General features: G+C 64.4%; 12 protein-coding genes. 4 read left to right on the forward strand and 8 right to left on the reverse strand.

From position 1 onward, the window contains the following. Window positions 1-46: 46 nt before the first annotated feature. The 4 genes from flhA to AC0IYS_RS24410 form a co-directional block, all read right to left on the reverse strand. On the reverse strand, window positions 47-2155 hold the full coding sequence (gene flhA, locus AC0IYS_RS24395) for a flagellar biosynthesis protein FlhA (RefSeq protein WP_471708931.1): 2109 nt from the start codon (window positions 2153-2155) through the stop codon (window positions 47-49). Between the two features lie 5 nt (window positions 2156-2160). Then, window positions 2161-3351, reverse strand: coding sequence for a flagellar biosynthesis protein FlhB (gene flhB / locus AC0IYS_RS24400; protein WP_471707592.1), 1191 nt, complete (start codon window positions 3349-3351; stop codon window positions 2161-2163). Window positions 3352-3477: 126 nt separating this feature from the next. Next, window positions 3478-4464 carry a fumarylacetoacetate hydrolase family protein gene (locus AC0IYS_RS24405; protein ID WP_471708932.1) on the reverse strand — a complete coding sequence of 329 codons (987 nt, stop codon included), beginning with the start codon at window positions 4462-4464 and terminating at the stop codon, window positions 3478-3480. Continuing rightward, complete coding sequence (locus AC0IYS_RS24410; protein ID WP_471707593.1) at window positions 4461-5198, reverse strand: pseudouridine synthase; 738 nt, start codon at window positions 5196-5198, stop codon at window positions 4461-4463. Before AC0IYS_RS24410 ends, AC0IYS_RS24405 begins: the two co-directional genes overlap by 4 nt. A gap of 198 nt (window positions 5199-5396) precedes the next feature. On the opposite strand from AC0IYS_RS24410, the gene AC0IYS_RS24415 reads away from it, so the two are divergent. After that, on the forward strand, window positions 5397-5735 hold the full coding sequence (locus tag AC0IYS_RS24415; protein WP_471707594.1) for a hypothetical protein: 339 nt from the start codon (window positions 5397-5399) through the stop codon (window positions 5733-5735). Window positions 5736-5971: 236 nt separating this feature from the next. Here AC0IYS_RS24415 and AC0IYS_RS24420 read toward each other — a convergent pair whose 3' ends face one another. The 4 genes from AC0IYS_RS24420 to AC0IYS_RS24435 are packed head-to-tail and all read right to left on the reverse strand — an operon-like array spanning window position 5972 to window position 9066. After that, window positions 5972-6979 carry a S49 family peptidase gene (locus AC0IYS_RS24420; RefSeq protein WP_471707595.1) on the reverse strand — a complete coding sequence of 336 codons (1008 nt, stop codon included), beginning with the start codon at window positions 6977-6979 and terminating at the stop codon, window positions 5972-5974. A gap of 3 nt (window positions 6980-6982) precedes the next feature. Beyond that, on the reverse strand, window positions 6983-7378 hold the full coding sequence (locus AC0IYS_RS24425; protein ID WP_471707596.1) for a Rieske (2Fe-2S) protein: 396 nt from the start codon (window positions 7376-7378) through the stop codon (window positions 6983-6985). After that, window positions 7378-8037 carry an HAD-IIIA family hydrolase gene (locus AC0IYS_RS24430; RefSeq protein ID WP_471707597.1) on the reverse strand — a complete coding sequence of 220 codons (660 nt, stop codon included), beginning with the start codon at window positions 8035-8037 and terminating at the stop codon, window positions 7378-7380. Before AC0IYS_RS24430 ends, AC0IYS_RS24425 begins: the two co-directional genes overlap by 1 nt. A gap of 45 nt (window positions 8038-8082) precedes the next feature. Then, on the reverse strand, window positions 8083-9066 hold the full coding sequence (locus AC0IYS_RS24435; protein ID WP_315218711.1) for an RluA family pseudouridine synthase: 984 nt from the start codon (window positions 9064-9066) through the stop codon (window positions 8083-8085). Between the two features lie 714 nt (window positions 9067-9780). Here AC0IYS_RS24435 and AC0IYS_RS24440 point away from each other — a divergent pair. From AC0IYS_RS24440 to moeA, 3 genes are all read left to right on the forward strand, one after another. Next, window positions 9781-12966 (forward strand): Rne/Rng family ribonuclease, encoded by a 3186-nt coding sequence (locus tag AC0IYS_RS24440; RefSeq protein ID WP_471707598.1) that lies wholly within the window; start codon window positions 9781-9783, stop codon window positions 12964-12966. Window positions 12967-13233: 267 nt separating this feature from the next. Continuing rightward, window positions 13234-14355 carry a GTP 3',8-cyclase MoaA gene (moaA, locus tag AC0IYS_RS24445; RefSeq protein WP_471707599.1) on the forward strand — a complete coding sequence of 374 codons (1122 nt, stop codon included), beginning with the start codon at window positions 13234-13236 and terminating at the stop codon, window positions 14353-14355. A gap of 5 nt (window positions 14356-14360) precedes the next feature. Beyond that, the gene (gene moeA, locus AC0IYS_RS24450) at window positions 14361-16277 is read left to right on the forward strand and encodes a molybdopterin molybdotransferase MoeA (RefSeq protein WP_471707600.1); all 1917 of its coding nucleotides are present in this window, start codon (window positions 14361-14363) and stop codon (window positions 16275-16277) included. Window positions 16278-16280: the final 3 nt, after the last annotated feature.

Genomic DNA, 16280 nt, shown 5'->3' on the forward strand with positions numbered 1-16280 from the left:
AACGACGCGACCGCGACGGGATCAATCCCGCGCGGGTATCCCCGGATTACTGCTGCCCCACCAGCGCCGTCACGCGGATGGTTTTGGTCTCCGGAATCTCCGCATGCGACAGCACCTTCAACTGCGGCAAGGCGCGGCGCAGGAAGCGCGACAGCAAGGCCCGCAGCGGACCCGGCACCAGCAACACCGGCGTCAGGCCCAGCGCCTCCTGCTGCTGCGCCGCCTGCTGGGCCTGCTGGGCGATGGTGTCGGCCAGGCCCGGCTCGATGCCGGCGCCGTCCGGTCCGCTGGCCGCGAGCGCCTGCATCAGCAAGCGTTCCAGACGGTTATCCAGGGTCATCACCGACAGCTCGGACGCGCCCGGGAACAGCTGCTGCACGATGGCCCGGCCCAGCGAGATGCGCACCAGCGCCGTCAGGTCGTTCGGGTCCTGCGTGTGCACGGCGTGCTCGGCCAGGGTCTCGATCACCGAGCGCATGTCACGGATGTGTACGCCTTCCATCAACAGGTTCTGCAGCACCTTCTGCAGGGTCGACAGCGACACCATCTTCGGCACCAGATCCTCCACCAGCTTCGGCGCTTCCTTGCCCAGGTGGTCGAGCAGCGACTGCACCTCGGCGCGGCCCAGCAGTTCGGAGGCGTGGGTCGTGATCAAATGGTTCAGATGGGTGGCCACCACGGTGCCGGCGTCGACCACCGTGTAGCCCATGCCCTGGGCCTGGTCGCGCTGGCCGGCGTCGATCCAGGTGGCCGGCAGGCCGAAGGCCGGATCGGTGGTCACCAGGCCCTGCAGGGTGCCGCTGGCCATGCCCGGATTGATCGCCAGGAACTGGCCGTTGAAGGCCTCGCCGGCGCCGACCTCCACGCCCTTGAGCGTGATGCGGTAGGCCGACGGCTTGAGTTCCAGGTTGTCGCGGATGTGCACCGGCGGCGCCAGGAAACCGACCTCCTGCGCGAACTTCTTGCGGATGCCCTTGATACGCTTGAGCAGCTCGCCGCCCTGGGTCTTGTCGACCAGCGGAATCAGGCGGTAGCCCACTTCCAGGCCCAGGGTGTCGACCGGCATGATGTCCTGCCAGCTGGCCTCCTCCTGCTCGGGCGCGGCGGCCGGCTCGGCGGCCTCGGCCGCGGCGGCCCCGGCGGCGGCGGCGCCGCCGGCCTTGGCGCGCTTGGTCATCACGTAGGCCGAACCGCCCAGCACGCCGGCCAGCATCAGGAACACCAGATTGGGCATGCCAGGAATCATCCCCATGCCACCGATGATGGCGGCGGTAATGTAGAGCACCTGCGGCTTGGCGAACAACTGCCCCACCATCTGCGTGCCGATGTCCTCGTCGCTGGCCACGCGCGAGACCACGATACCGGCCGCCACCGAAATGATCAGCGACGGAATCTGCGCCACCAGGCCGTCACCGATGGCCAGCAGCGTGTACACTTTGATCGCCTCGCCGAACGGCAGGTCGTGCTGGATCACGCCGACCAGCAAACCGCCGACGACGTTGATGACCGTGACCATGATGCCGGCGATGGCGTCGCCGCGCACGTATTTGCTGGCGCCGTCCATCGCGCCGTAGAATTCGGCTTCCTGCGCCACTTCGCTGCGGCGCTTGCGGGCGTCGGCCTCGCCGATCAGGCCGGCGTTGAGGTCGGCGTCGATCGCCATTTGCTTGCCCGGCATCGCATCCAGCGCGAAACGGGCGCCCACTTCGGCGATACGGCCGGCGCCCTTGGTCACCACGGTGAAGTTAATGATGGTCAAAATGATGAACACCACCAGGCCGACGGTGTAGTTACCGCCGATCAGGAAGTGGCCGAAGGCTTCGATCACCTTGCCGGCGGCGTCGGCGCCGGTGTGGCCCTCGGTCAGCACCACGCGGGTCGAGGCCACGTTCAGCGACAGGCGCAACATGGTCGACACCAGCAGGATGGTCGGAAAGGCCATGAAGTCGAGCGGCTTGACGGTGTACAGGCTGGTCAGCAGCACGATCACCGCCAGCGCGATGTTGAAGCTGAAGAAGATGTCAAGCACGAACGCCGGCAGCGGCAGCACCATCATCCCCAGCAGCATGATGATCAGGATGGGCGCGGCCAGGCTCGACTTGTTCTTGCTGTTGGCGATGCCCTGCAGCCATGGCGGCAGTTTGATGTTGCTCATTGCGTTCATGCGGAAGCTCCGTTATGCGAATCTGGTTTCTTGCCGTGCCTGGGGATAAAGGCCGGGTTCAGCGGATCGAGCTCCGGCGGCACGTCCAGGGTCTTCGGCACGTCCGGACGGTTGCTGCCGCCCTTGCTGAACAGGCGCAGCTGGAAGACATAGGCCAGCACCTCGGCCACGGCCGCGTACAGCTGCTCGGGAATCTCGTCGCCGATCTCGGTGTGCTGGTACAGCGCGCGCGCCAGCGCCGGCGCCTCCAGCAAGGTGACCTTGCTGTCCCTGGCGATCTCGCGGATCTTGGCGGCCACCTCGTCGGTGCCCTTGGCCACCACCTTCGGCGCGCCGCGCATGCCGTCGCTGTACTTGAGCGCAACCGCGTAGTGGGTCGGGTTGGTCACCACCACGTCGGCGGTGGGCACGTCGGCCATCATGCGGCGCTTGGCCATCTCGCGCTGCAGCTGGCGGATCTTGCCCTTGATTTGCGGATTGCCGTCGGATTCCTTCGACTCCTGGATCATTTCCTGGCGCGTCATCTTCAGCTTGTTAGCGTAGTGCCACATCTGGTACGGGCCGTCGATGGCGGCAATCAGGCCGAGCGCGCCGACGATGAACAGGAAACTGCTGCCGAGCATATTGATCAAGTGGACGGTGCCCAGCTTGAGCGGCTCGACCGCCAGGCCGATCACCGCGTCCTTTTGCTTCATCACCACCATGTACGCGACCACGCCCACCACCAGCGCCTTGGCGATGGCCTTGAACAGTTCGACCAAGGCGTTCTTGGAGAACATATTGCCGATGCCGGTGATGGGATTGAGCTTGCTGAACTTGGGCATGAAGGCTTTGCCGCTGAACAGCCAGCCGCCCACCAGCAGCGGCGACGCCAGCGCAACGACCATCACGGCGACGGCCAGCGGCAGGCAGGCGACCATCACCCGCACCACGTCGACCAGGATGCGGTTGATCAGCACATCGGCATTGAAGATTTGCTCCGGGTTCAAGGTCAGTCCGGACACCAGGGCGGAATTGAGTTGTCGTATCAGGCCGTCGCCGGTCAGCCACAGGCCGGCACCGGCGGACATCAGCACGGTAAACGTGGCCACTTCCCGCGATCGGGGAACGTCGCCTTCCTCGCGCGCCTGCTCGAGGCGCTTCGCTGACGCGGGTTCGGTCTTTTCTGCGTCGCTATCTTCTGACATGGTCGGCCTGGCGCGTGTTTCATTTCGATGTTGCCATTATCGAGTGCGGCAGGGCAAGACCATCGGTCGAATACGGCGGTATTTCAGTGCTTGCTCACTGATTCCGCACGGCAATTATCAGTTTGGCTAGCTTGCCTTTTGCACGACCTTCTGGTCGATGGCGCCGAACACCGACTTGCCGTCGCCGTCGAGCATCTCGATGCGGATGGTATCGCCGAAGGCCATGAACGGCGTGAGCGGCGCGCCGCCGGCGATCATTTCCAGCGCGCGCTGCTCGGCGATGCAGGAGTAGCCCCGTTTGGCGTCCTTGTTGGACACCGTGCCCGAGCCGACGATGGACCCGGCCCGCACGTTGCGCGTCGCCGCCAGGTGGGCGATCAGTTTCGGGAAGTTGAACACCATGTCGACGCCGGCATGTGGCTGGCCGACCAGCTTGCCATTCCACGTCGAGCGCAGCGGCAAATGCACCTTGCCGCCCTTCCAGGCGTCATCGAGCTCGTCCGGGGTGACCGCCACCGGCGAGAAGCTGGTGGCCGCCTTGCTTTGCAAAAAGCCAAACCCCTTGGCCAGTTCTTCCGGGATCAGGTTGCGCAACGACACGTCGTTGGCCAGCATCAGCAGCCGGATGCGCTGCTGCGCCTGGTCCGGCGTCGCGCCCATGGGCACATCGTCGGTGATCACGGCCACTTCCGCTTCGAAATCGATGCCCCACTGCTCGTGGAACAGTTCGATGTCATCGGTCGGCCCCAGCAGGTCGTCGCTGCCGCCCTGATACATCAGCGGCTCATCCCAGAAAGAATCGGGCATCGCGGCGCCGCGCGCCTTGCGCACCAGCTCGACATGGTTGACGTAGGCCGAGCCGTCGGCCCACTGGAATGCGCGCGGCAGCGGCGCCATGCAGTTGGCCGGCTCGAAATCGAAGGCGCGGCGCGCGCGGCCCTGGTTCAGATCCTGGTAGATCGCCTCCAGTTGCGGGGCGATGAAGGTCCAGTCGTCGAGCGCGCGCTGCAGGCTGCGCGCCACGCCGTCGGCCAGTTGCGCCGTCTTGAGGTCGCGCGAGACGACGGCCAGCTGGCCGTCGCGGGTGCCGTCCTTCAGGGTGGCCAGCTTCATGGCGTGGCGGATGCCGCCGGCGACGGCGCCAGCAACGCCAGCTGTTCGGCGCTCAGATAACACCACTCGCCCTCGGCGATCCCGAGCGATTCCAGGGTCAGGCCGCCGATGGCCGAACGGTGCAGCGCGCTGCAATGGTTGCCGGCGGCGGCCAGCATGCGCTTGACCTGGTGATATTTACCCTGTTCGAGCACGATCTCCAGCAGATGCTCGCCGCGGCGTACGCAGGTCTGGGCCGCCAGCGGGGCCGGCTCGTCGTGCAATTGCACGCCCGCCAGCAATTGCGAGACCAGCTCATCGGTGACCGGCGCTTGCGTGGTGGCCTGGTAAATCTTCGGCACATGCCGCTTCGGCGACGATTGTGCATGGATAAAGGGGCCATCGTCCGACATCAGCAGCATGCCGGTGGTGTCGTGGTCGAGCCGGCCGACCGGCTGCACGTCGCGCCAGGTGAACTGCTCGGGCAGCAGGGTCAGCACGCCGGGATGGTGGCTGGGCTTGCGCGAACACTCGAAATTGGCCGGTTTGTGCAGGGCGATGTACAGATGCTCGCGATAGACCCACTCCTCATCGAAGATGGTCAACACCAGGCCATCGGTCTCGATGCCGGCTTTATAGTTGTCGTGCACGACGCCGTTGATGCTCACTTCGCCATCCTCGATGAGGGAGCGGCAGTACTTGCGCGTGCCATAACCCTGCGATTGCAGGATACGGTCCAGGGATAATTTACTCATGGCCGGATTTTACAGGATGCGTCAAGGAGCGTGAAGATACCGGGAAGGTAGCGGGAAGGTAGCGTCCGCGCGACAGGGCTGTCCTGGACACCCTGTTTTATTGATCCACATCAAGTACCCTGCGGATTGAATCGGTAGACTCAAAAACTCATTAGGAATCCGCCTAGTGGACTAGGAAATACTCAGCAGGACGACAACATGACCAACCTCAACCCGGCGGCACAGGAGCAGGCCGCCATGCACCGAACCGAACTACTGCTGGCGCGCTGCCGCCATTGCACCCCTCCCCTGGTGGTGGTGGCGGGCGTCCAGAGGCGCTGGCATGCGCAGCGCCAGGCCGATTTTCTCGCCTGGCTCGAGGCCGGCGGTTTCGCGCAAGCCTGGCCGGAAAGCCGGCAGCAAGATCAGCCGCAAGAACAGGCCGGCCACGCGCTGCGCGACGGCGGGCCGGCGGCCGACCCGCATACCGATACCGACCCGGCGACGCTGCGCCCAATAGAAAACAGCGGCATTGCGCCGCTGTTTTCAGTCCCCTGAAGGGACTCTGACGAGGAATCGAAATTCTCTCAAATCCGCATCCATGATGCGGTTTAAGTAGTTCAATCACACTGAATCAAGATCTGCTGACAACGAGATAAACTGTTTATATCGGCCTCCCTTGGAAAGAACTACCCACTAACTATAGTCCACCAAGTCGGATATGCAAGCCGAAATAAGACGAGATTATTAATGTTTATCGCCTCGCCAGAAATCGGTCCCTGGACGCGAAGGCGTCAGCGCAGGCTCGGCGTCACGGTACCGACCGCCGATTTCATCGCGCCGGCACCCATCGCCGCGCCGAATTTCTTCAGCACGCGCTCGGGCAGGCCTTCATGCTGGGTGTAGTCGACGATGTCTTCGGCGCGGATGACATCGCGCGCGACGCTGTCGACCGTGCCCAGGGCGTCGGCCAGGCCCATGTCGATCGACTTGGCGCCGGTCCAGAACAGGCCGGAGAACATTTCAGGGCTTTCCTTGAGCCGCTTGCCGCGGCCGTTGCGCACCACCTGGATGAACTGCTGGTGGATCTCGTCGAGCATCGCCTGCGCGTACTGTTTATGCTTTTCCGTCAGCGGCGTGAACGGGTCCATGAACCCCTTGTTCTCGCCTGCCGTCAGCAGCCGGCGCTCGACGCCGACCTTGTCCATGAAGCCGGTGAAGCCGAAACCGTCCATCAGCACGCCGATGGAGCCGACGATGCTGGCCTTGTTGACGTAAATGCGGTCGGCGCCGGCGGCGATGTAATAGCAGCCGGAGGCGCAAATTTCATCGACCACCACGTACAGCGGCTTGCCGGGATAGCCTTTTCGCAGGCGGGTCATCTCGTCGACGATCATCCCGGCCTGGACCGGACTGCCGCCGGGGCTGTTGATGTGCATGACGACGGCGACCGAACCGGAGTCGGAGAACGCTTTGTTCAGCGCCGGGATCACCACCGAGGCGGCGCCGCTGCCTTCCGATTCGATGGCGCCTTCGATTTCGATCAGCGCGGTGTGGCGGCCCAGCGTTTCCTCGGAGCCGGTCCAGCTGAAATCGAAGTAGGTGCCCAGCGCGACGACGATCACCAGCAAGGTGGCGAACTTGAAGAAGATACCCCAGCGGCGCGCCGACTTTTGCTCTTTCAACGTGGCGAACACCAGTTTTTCCAGCACCTCGCGCTCCCAGTTGGACGCGGGTACGCTCGGGGTGACCGGCTGCGCCGGCGTCGGTGGGAGGTGGTGGCTGTCGATGTTGTCGCTCATGGATTACTTTGGTTGAAGGTTTTCAGGCGTTTTGGGGACAAGCGGGCGCACGTAGTCGTCGGGTTGCCAGAAGATCCGCTGGTCGTGTTCGACCACGCCGATCGGCCGCAGGCGTCCGCCCCGGCAGGGACCGCCGGCGCACAAGCCGCTCTCCGGCACATAAATCGCGCCGTGGGTGGCACACATCAGATACAGGCCGCTGGACTCGAAAAACTCGCCTTCCGCCCAATCGAGCTCGATCGGCACGTGGGCACAGCGGTTCAGGTAGGCATAAGGTTTGCCGCCGTAGCGGACCACGAAGCCGGTACCGTCGGCGCCGCCGGCGGTGACGCCGAAGCGCACGCCCTTGCGGCCCTCCAGCACGTCGTCCGACGCGCAAACCAGTATTTCTTCACTCATCAAGCGTGCTCGCTCAACCATTGATGCAGTTCGGCCACGGTCGCCGCGGAATACAGCGGATTGCATGCCGCCAGCTGGTCGACCGGATGGGCGCCGTACTGCACCGCGATCCCGGACGCCCCGGCATTGTTTGCCATCAGCAAATCGTGCGTAGTATCGCCGATCATCACGGTACGGCGCATATCCTGGCCCAACTCCCGCGTCAGTTCTTGCAACATGGCCGGATGCGGCTTGGAGAATGTTTCGTCGGCACAGCGGGTGGCGTCGAACATCGACAACAGCTTAACGTCGTTCATCGCCCGGTTCAAGCCGACCCGGCTTTTACCGGTGGCCACGGCCAGGAAATAGCCGTTCTGCGACAGTTCCACCAGCATATCCTGCACGCCGGGGAACAGCACCAGCTCATGGTCGCGCGACAGGAAGTGGTAGCGGTAACGCTCCACCATGCGCGGATAGTACGACGGGTCGATCTCCGGCAGCACCGCCTGCATCGCCTCGTGCAGGCCGAGGCCGATGACGTGGGCGGCCACGTCGTCGCGCGGGATCGGCAGGGACAGGTCGCGCGCCGCCGCCTGTATACACTTCACGATCGTTGAGGTGGAATCCATCAAGGTTCCATCCCAATCGAAGACGATCAGATCAAATTGCTTTCTTGCCATGTGTTCCGGCCGCTGACAGCGGCCGGCTCCTTAGAATATTTGCGATTAGTTAAGAGGTTTTCCCAAGCTTACCAAGAATCGTTCACATTCGGCGGCCAATGGCGCGTTCAACGTCATGATTTTTCCGGAATCAGGGTGGGTGAACGTAATTTGATGGGCGTGAAGGAACATGCGCTTGAGCGCGCCGCGCGTCGCGTCGGCCTTGAGCAGCACCCGGTTCAGGGCGAAATCGCCGTATTTGTCGTCGCCAAGGATGGCGAAGCCGGACGATGACAGGTGAACGCGGATCTGGTGCGTGCGTCCCGTCTTCAGCTCGGCCTCCAGCAGGGCGAAATCCTTGAATTTCTTCAGCAGCGAGAAGACGGTGTGCGAGGGCAAACCGTCGGCCTGCACCGCCACGCGGCGCTCGCCGTCGGCCGTGGTGTATTTGTGCAGCGGCAGCTTGACGTGCTGGCGCGCGTTTTTCCAATCGCCGGCGACCATGGTCAGGTAGCGCTTGTCGGTATGGCCGTCGCGCATCTGCTCGTGCAGGTTGGTCAGCGCCGAACGTTTCTTCGCCAACAACAGCAGACCGGACGTGTCGCGGTCAAGCCGGTGCACCAGTTCAAGGAACTTGGCATCAGGACGCGAAGCGCGCAACTGTTCGATGACGCCGAACGACACGCCCGAGCCGCCATGGACGGCCACGCCGGCCGGCTTGTCGATCACTAATAAGTGGCTGTCTTCGAAAATCACCTTGAATTCGGCCGCCGGCACATGCGTGGTGTCGGCTTTTTCCGCGATGCGCACCGGCGGAATCCGCACCACGTCGCCCTGCACCAGACGGTACAACTGGTCGATACGACCCTTGTTGACGCGCACTTCGCCCGAGCGCAGGATGCGATAAACGTGGCTTTTCGGAACGCCTTTGCAAATACGCAACAAGTAGTTATCGATGCGTTGACCGGCTTCTTCTTCAGTGATGGTGACGAATTGTGCTTGCAGCGGCAGCGGTGTTGAAGGGGGAACAACATCATTTTGCATCTTCATTTGCTCTGTCTTCCCAGAAATCTCTCTAAGTCCTTCATTTTGAATATATAATTGTTTCGCTGCGGTTCTAACTGCGGCAAGTGTAAGAATAAAAGCACATTTTACACAGGGGCGTCTCCACTGGCCTCGCCAAATTGCAAATTCAGAGGAAAATATGTATACGCACCACCCATGCGGGAATCAAGGTTGCACCGTTGTTGTAATCGGATGCCGGCATGGATGCAGAATTAATATGATTGGATTGTAAGGATAAAGTCCGGCCAGCCTGGCTTCGAGTCAGGCTGGCCGGTTGATGAAGTTGATAACGCTTGCCGTTTTCGCCAGACCCCATGCTTTGCTGCAAGCGACGGAAGGCTAAAACCAGCCTGGTTACATTGCAACTTCGCGAAGTTGTAAATCGAAGTTGTAATACTTGTAGTACGTAAGCCTGGTCAGGATTTGGCTTTCAACGACGCTGCTCACCGCCTGCATTTCTCTGCCTCCCCTACGGGCCGCATGGAAGAGTTGCAGGTGATGCGGGCACTCGGCATGTCGATCGACCTCTCAGCGCCCAGTTGCGGCCGCAACGCTGGCTCACCGCCCGCGTCGCTGCGCCGCACAGGATGGGCATACCCACCGCAATCGTCTTAATTCTCGCGTATATCCCTGTACCTCGCCGTTTCGCTTCAGGGCGAACGGCATAGAGATGGCCTACGGGTCGCGGAGTTAATAAAAATGAAACGCATGTTGTTTAATGCTACGCAGCAAGAAGAGCTGCGCGTAGCGATTGTCGACGGTCAGAAACTGATCGATATCGACATCGAAACCGCCGGACGCGAACAGCGCAAGTCCAACATCTACAAAGGCGTGATCACCCGCATCGAGCCATCGCTGGAAGCGTGCTTCGTCAGTTACGGCGAAGATCGCCACGGTTTCCTCCCTTTCAAAGAAGTAGCCCGCACTTATTTCCGTGAAGGCGTCGACGTCCGTACCGCCTCCGTCAAGGAAGCGCTGCGCGAAGGCCAGGAAATCATGGTCCAGGTCGAAAAGGAAGAGCGCGGCAACAAGGGCGCCGCCCTGACCTCCTTCGTCTCGCTGGCAGGCCGCTATCTGGTCCTGATGCCGAACAATCCGCGCGGTGGTGGTGTTTCCCGCCGTGTCGAAGGTGAAGAGCGCCAGGAATTGCGCGAAACCATGGACAAGCTCGACCTGCCGCCAGGCATGTCGGTCATCGCCCGCACCGCCGGCATCGGCCGCAACGTCGACGAGCTGCAGTGGGACTTGAACTACCTGATGCAACTGTGGCGCGCGATCGAAGGCGCCGGCAAGTCGGCCTCCGGCGCGTTCCTGATCTACCAGGAATCGTCGCTGGTGATCCGCGCCATCCGCGACTACTTCCAGCCAGATATCGGCGAGATCCTGATCGATACCGACGATATCTACGAACAAGCGCACCAGTTCATGAGCCACGTGATGCCCGACATGGTGCACCGTGTGAAACGCTACAGCGACGACGTGCCGCTGTTCTCGCGTTTCCAGATCGAACACCAGATTGAAACGGCATACTCGCGCACCGTGCCGCTGCCATCGGGCGGCGCCATCGTCATCGACCACACCGAAGCGCTGGTTTCGGTCGACGTCAACTCGGCCCGCGCCACGCGCGGCTCGGACATCGAAACCACCGCCTTCAACACGAACTGCGAAGCGGCCGAAGAAGTGGCCCGCCAGTTGCGCCTGCGCGGCCTGGGCGGCCTGATCGTCATCGACTTCATCGACATGGAAGTGGCCAAGAACCAGCGCGAAGTCGAACAACGCCTGAAGGACGCGCTGCACCACGACCGCGCCCGCGTTCAGATGGGCAAGATTTCCCGCTTCGGCCTGATGGAACTGTCGCGTCAGCGCCTGCGTCCGTCGCTGTCGGAAGGCTCGCACGTGACGTGCCCGCGCTGCTCCGGCACCGGCCACATCCGCGACACCGAATCGTCGGCCCTGCAAGTCCTGCGCATCATCCAGGAAGAGGCGATGAAGGAAAACTCGGCCACCATCCACGTGCAGGTGCCCGTGGACGTCGCCGCCTTCCTGCTCAACGAAAAACGCGGCGAAGTGCTGAAGATCGAAAACCGCCACCGCATCGCCGTGATCCTGATCCCGAACAAGCATCTGGACACGCCGCACTACAAGCTCGAGCGCATCAAGCACGACGATCCGCGTCTGGAAGACAGCCAGGCCAGCTATACCCTGGCCGAGACCGCCGAAACAGACATGGCCTACAGCAAGCGCCAGAAGGAAGAAGCCAAGCCGCGCCAGGAAGCCATGGTCAAGACCATCACCCCTGACCAGCCGGCCCCGCTGGTCGAGCGCAAGCCGGCCGAAACCGTCATCACGCCGGCTCCGGCCCCCGTGCCGGCGCCGGCCGAGCAAGGCTTCTTCGCCAAGCTGTTCAGCTTCCTGAGCCCGAAACCGGCCCCGGTCGCCCAGCCGCAGCAGCCGACCATCGTTGTCAAGGCGCCGTCGCCGGACCGTGGCGACCGCAACGCCCGTGGCCCGCGCGGCCGCAGCCGTAACGGCAAAGGCGCCCGTGGCGAGCGCGAAGAGCGCGAACCAGGCGCGGCCCGTCCGGCAGCGGACGACGCCAAGCCGGTCGACGCCACCGGCCGCCCAGCCCGCCCACCACGTCCGCCGCGCGAACCGCGCGAGCCGCGTGAAAACGCCGGCGCCGGCATCGCTGCCGACGGCCAGGCGCCGCGCGAGCGCGCCGAACGTCCAGAGCGTCCAGAGCGCGCCGAGCGTCCTGAGCGTGCCGAGCGCACCCCGCGTCCACCACGCGAACCGCGCGCCGACAAGGCCCCGGTCGAAGCCAAAGTGGAAGAGCTGGCATTGAATGCGGGTCTGGCATCGACCGGTCCGCTGACCGGTGCCGACGCCGCCACCAGCATCCTGAAGACAGCGCCGAACGCCGGTCCCGAGGGCGATGAGAACGACGTGACGGCCGACGGCGAAGAGCCGCGCCGCCGCCGCCGCCGTGGCGGTCGTAACCGCAATCGCCGCGACCGCGAAGGTGGCGAAGGCGTCGAAGGTGTCGACGGCCAGGAAACCGAAGCGGCCGGCGAGCACGGCGAGCACAAAGCGCCGGGCTTGAGCGTCGCTCCGGAAGCCGAGATGACTGTCGTGGAAAGCGCCATCGACGTCCCGCTGGCGCCGGTGGAGGCATCCTTCACCACCGAGCATGTGGTTGCTCAAGTCGAAGCGGTCGAGCCGGCACCGGTGGTTGAGGTGGCTGCTGCTCCAGCGCCAACCCCTGCCCCTGCCCCGGCTCCAGTGATCGAATCGGCACCAGTTGCCGAGCCGATCGCCGCCTCGCTCGACGGCACTGTAGTGATGCAAGCCCAAGCGCCTGCCGAAGCGGCAACGCTGGTTCAAACCGAGGACGCCTTCGCAGCCCCGGCCGCCGAGCCAACGCCAGCCCCGGCAGTTGCCGAAGCTGACGCGCCAGTGGCTGCCGAGGTCGCGCCAGTGGCAGCCGAGGTCGCTCCAGTTGAAGCGCAGGTTGAAGCGCCAGCGGCAGCCAAGGTCGACGCCGCCGCGTCCGCGCCGGTCGAAGCGCCTGTCGTTGCGGAAGCAGTCGCTGCAGCTCCAGCACCTGCGCCAGCTCCGGCACCGGCACCTGTGGCAGCACCGGCGCCAACGCCAGCCCCAGCGCCCGCCCCTGTGGCAGCCCCGGCCGCTCCAGCAGCGCCAATCGACCTGCAAGCAGTGCTCGGCTCTGCCGGCCTGACGCTGGCAGCCACCGATCCGGCCAAGCTGCGCGCGGCGCAGGAAGCCGCCGCCAAGGTAGCGGCCCCGGTACGCGTTCCACGCGAACGCAAGCCACTGCCACCGCAAGCCGACGAACCGCTGGTTCAAGTCGACACCCGCCGCTGATCCGTTAGCCCGATCAGGTAGCGAACAAAAAAGGGAAGCCGCGCGCTTCCCTTTTTCATCCGGGGTCAGGTCCACCATTTCTACACGAACCCGGCTGTAGAGGCGGAATAAGCGCCAGCCAGCCGCCTATACAGCCCAGCCCGTGTAGCATTGGTGGACCTGACCCCGGAGTTGTTTGACATGGCCGCTCAACCCGGGCGGCGCCGTCGTGCTATCGTAGCTCCTTCGGCGGTCAGCGAATTTCCTTAACAGCAATATTGTGGAGTCATGGCAGAAAAAATCATCATGATGGCCGAGCAGCGCCGCAGCGCGCCCGCCATCCCCGCGATCCTGGAAGCGCCGACCGGCCTGCTGAGCGATCAGTTGGCCCGGCCGCTGCACGACTTGCGCATCTCCGTGACCGACCGTTGTAACTTCCGCTGCGTCTATTGCATGCCGAAGGCGGTGTTCGACAACGATTACCAGTACCTGCCGCACACCTCCCTGCTGTCGTTCGAGGAGATCACGCGGCTGGCCAAAACCTTCATCGCCCACGGCGTCGAGAAAATCCGCCTGACCGGTGGCGAGCCGCTGCTGCGCAAGAACCTCGAGCGCCTGATCGGCATGCTCGCCGAACTCAAAACCATCCACGGCAAGCCACTCGACCTGACCTTGACCACCAACGCCTCGCTGTTGGCGCGCAAGGCGCAGTCGCTCAAGGACGCCGGCCTGCAGCGCGTGACCGTGTCGCTCGACGCGCTCGACAACGCCACCTTCCAGCGCATGAACGATGTCGACTTCTCGGTCGACGATGTGCTCAAGGGCATAGACATGGCGCACCAGGTGGGCCTGGGCCCGATCAAGATCAACATGGTGGTCAAGGGCGGTATGAACGACGACCAGATCCTGCCGATGGCGCGCCACTTCAGGAATACGCCGTTCATCCTGCGCTTCATCGAATACATGGACGTCGGCGCCTCCAACGGCTGGAAAATGGACGAGGTGATCCCGTCGGCCGAAGTGGTGCGCCGCATCCAGGCCGAAATGGCGCTCGAACCGGTCGCCGCCAACTATGCGGGCGAAACGGCCGCGCGCTGGCGCTATGTGGGCAACGACGGCCACGGCGTCGGCGAGATCGGCCTGATCTCCAGCGTCACGCAAGCGTTCTGCGCGGACTGTTCGCGCGCGCGCCTGTCGACCGAGGGCAAGCTCTATACCTGCCTGTTCGCCACCAGCGGCCACGATCTGCGCGCGCTGCTGCGCGAGGGCCGCAGCGACGAGGAAATCAGCACCGTGCTGGCGCACCTGTGGCGCGCCCGCGGCGACCGCTATTCCGAACTACGCACCAACAACACCGACGGCCTGCCGCGCAGCGCCAACAAGGTCGAAATGTCTTACATCGGAGGGTAGTGTCTGTGAAGAGCAAGATCACCGGGCTGATACTCGCGGGAGGACGCGGCACCCGCATGGGCCGCGTCGACAAGGGCTTGCAACCGTTCCGTGGCACGACCATGATCGCCCACGTGTTGCAACGCCTGGCGCCGCAGGTCGACACCGTCGCCATCAACGCCAACCGCAATCTGCCGCAATACCAGGCCGCCGCCGGCGCCGATACGGTCGTCATGCCCGATCGGATGAGCGGCTTCGAAGGCCCGCTGGCCGGCCTGCAGGCGGGTCTGCATTACTGCGCCACCGAACTGCTCTTGACGGCGCCGTGCGACTCGCCCTTCCTGCCGGACGACCTGGCCGCGCGCCTGTACGCCGCGCTGGAAACGGAGGACGCCGACCTGGCCGTCGCGGTAACCATGGAAACGGACGAACAGGATGGCGGCGCCCCGTATCGCCAGCCGCATCCCGTATTCAGCCTGCTCAAGGCCAGCCTGCTGCCGCAGCTGGAGGCCTACCTCGACACCGGCGCGCGCCGCGTGGAAGGCTGGCACAAGTCGCTGCGCGTGGCCGAGGTGATGTTCGACGACGCCTCCGCCTTCCGTAACATCAATACACTGGAAGAGTTGAAGCGGCATGAGCCCGAACCAGCGCCCACCGCCCCCGCCGCATCCCCGGCGGGCGTGGCGGGCGACCCCGACGCCCTGCCCGTCGACGAGGCGCGGCGCCTGATCGCGCAGCGCATAACGGCGGTCGCCGCGAGCGAAAAAGTCGCCTTGTGCTCCGCGCTGGACCGCGTGCTCGCCGAAGACATCATCTCGCCGATCAACGTGCCCGCCTACGACAATTCGGCGATGGACGGCTACGCGCTGCGCGGCGCCGACCTGCCGCTCGACGCCGGCGCCGGCCCTGTCACCTTGAAGGTCATCGGCGCCGCCTACGCCGGCCGCCCGTTCGACCAAACGGCGGCGCCCGGCGAATGCGTCCGCATCATGACCGGCGCGGCGATGCCGTCCGGTTGCGACAGCGTGCTGCCGCAGGAACTGGCGGCGGCGATCGGCGAATCGAGCGTCACCACCGCGCACGGCACGATCCGCGCCGGCGCCAATCGCCGCTTTGCCGGCGAGGATTTGAACGCCGGCGGCGTCGCGCTGGCGCAGGGAAAAATCCTGCGTCCGGCAGACCTGGGTCTGGTGGCGTCGCTCGGCATCGCCGAAGTGACGGTGCGGCGCCGCCTGCGCGTGGCGTTCTTCTCCACCGGCGACGAACTGCGCTCGCTGGGCGACGCGCTCGATACCGGCTGCGTCTACGACAGCAACCGCTACACCTTGTTCGGCATGCTCACGCGCCTGGGCTGCGAGGTGGTCGACCTTGGCATCGTGCGCGACGATCCGGCGGCGCTGCAAACGGCGCTGCGGTCGGCGTGCCGGGATGCGGACGCCATCATCACCTCGGGGGGCGTGTCCGAGGGCGCGGCCGACTACACGCGCGACATCATGGCGCTGCTCGGCGACGTCGCCTTCTGGAAGCTGGCGATGCGGCCTGGCCGCCCGCTGGCCTTCGGCGAGGTGCGGACCGGCGATGGTGCCGCCTGGCTGTTCGGATTGCCGGGCAATCCGGTGGCGGTGATGGTGTCGTTTTATATGTTCGCGCGGCCGGCGCTGCTGCGCATGATGGGCGTGGACGAGGCGCGGGTGATGCCGCAAACGATGCGGGCGCGGGCCACGGAGGCGATCCGCAAGCGTCCCGGCCGCACCGAATACCAGCGCGGTATCGTCACCACCGGCGCCGATGGCGGCGCGCAGGTGCGGCTCACGGGAGCGCAAGGTTCGGGCATCCTCAGTTCGATGACGGAGGCGAATTGCATCGTCGTGTTGCGGCACGAGCAGGCCAATGTCGCAGTCGGTGACACGGTCGATGTCATCCTGTTCGATGGCTTGATTTAGCGA

Source organism: Duganella sp. AC237 (assembly GCF_979254035.1).

What these genes read in the sequence shown, in the direction of transcription:
- flhA (WP_471708931.1), bottom strand. Translation starts at nt 2,155, where the DNA reads ATGAGCAACATCAAACTGCCGCCATGGCTGCAGGGCATCGCCAACAGC.
- flhB (WP_471707592.1), bottom strand. Translation starts at nt 3,351, where the DNA reads ATGTCAGAAGATAGCGACGCAGAAAAGACCGAACCCGCGTCAGCGAAG.
- AC0IYS_RS24405 (WP_471708932.1), bottom strand. Translation starts at nt 4,464, where the DNA reads ATGAAGCTGGCCACCCTGAAGGACGGCACCCGCGACGGCCAGCTGGCC.
- AC0IYS_RS24410 (WP_471707593.1), bottom strand. Translation starts at nt 5,198, where the DNA reads ATGAGTAAATTATCCCTGGACCGTATCCTGCAATCGCAGGGTTATGGC.
- AC0IYS_RS24415 (WP_471707594.1), top strand. Translation starts at nt 5,397, where the DNA reads ATGACCAACCTCAACCCGGCGGCACAGGAGCAGGCCGCCATGCACCGA.
- AC0IYS_RS24420 (WP_471707595.1), bottom strand. Translation starts at nt 6,979, where the DNA reads ATGAGCGACAACATCGACAGCCACCACCTCCCACCGACGCCGGCGCAG.
- AC0IYS_RS24425 (WP_471707596.1), bottom strand. Translation starts at nt 7,378, where the DNA reads ATGAGTGAAGAAATACTGGTTTGCGCGTCGGACGACGTGCTGGAGGGC.
- AC0IYS_RS24430 (WP_471707597.1), bottom strand. Translation starts at nt 8,037, where the DNA reads ATGGCAAGAAAGCAATTTGATCTGATCGTCTTCGATTGGGATGGAACC.
- AC0IYS_RS24435 (WP_315218711.1), bottom strand. Translation starts at nt 9,066, where the DNA reads ATGAAGATGCAAAATGATGTTGTTCCCCCTTCAACACCGCTGCCGCTG.
- AC0IYS_RS24440 (WP_471707598.1), top strand. Translation starts at nt 9,781, where the DNA reads ATGAAACGCATGTTGTTTAATGCTACGCAGCAAGAAGAGCTGCGCGTA.
- moaA (WP_471707599.1), top strand. Translation starts at nt 13,234, where the DNA reads ATGGCAGAAAAAATCATCATGATGGCCGAGCAGCGCCGCAGCGCGCCC.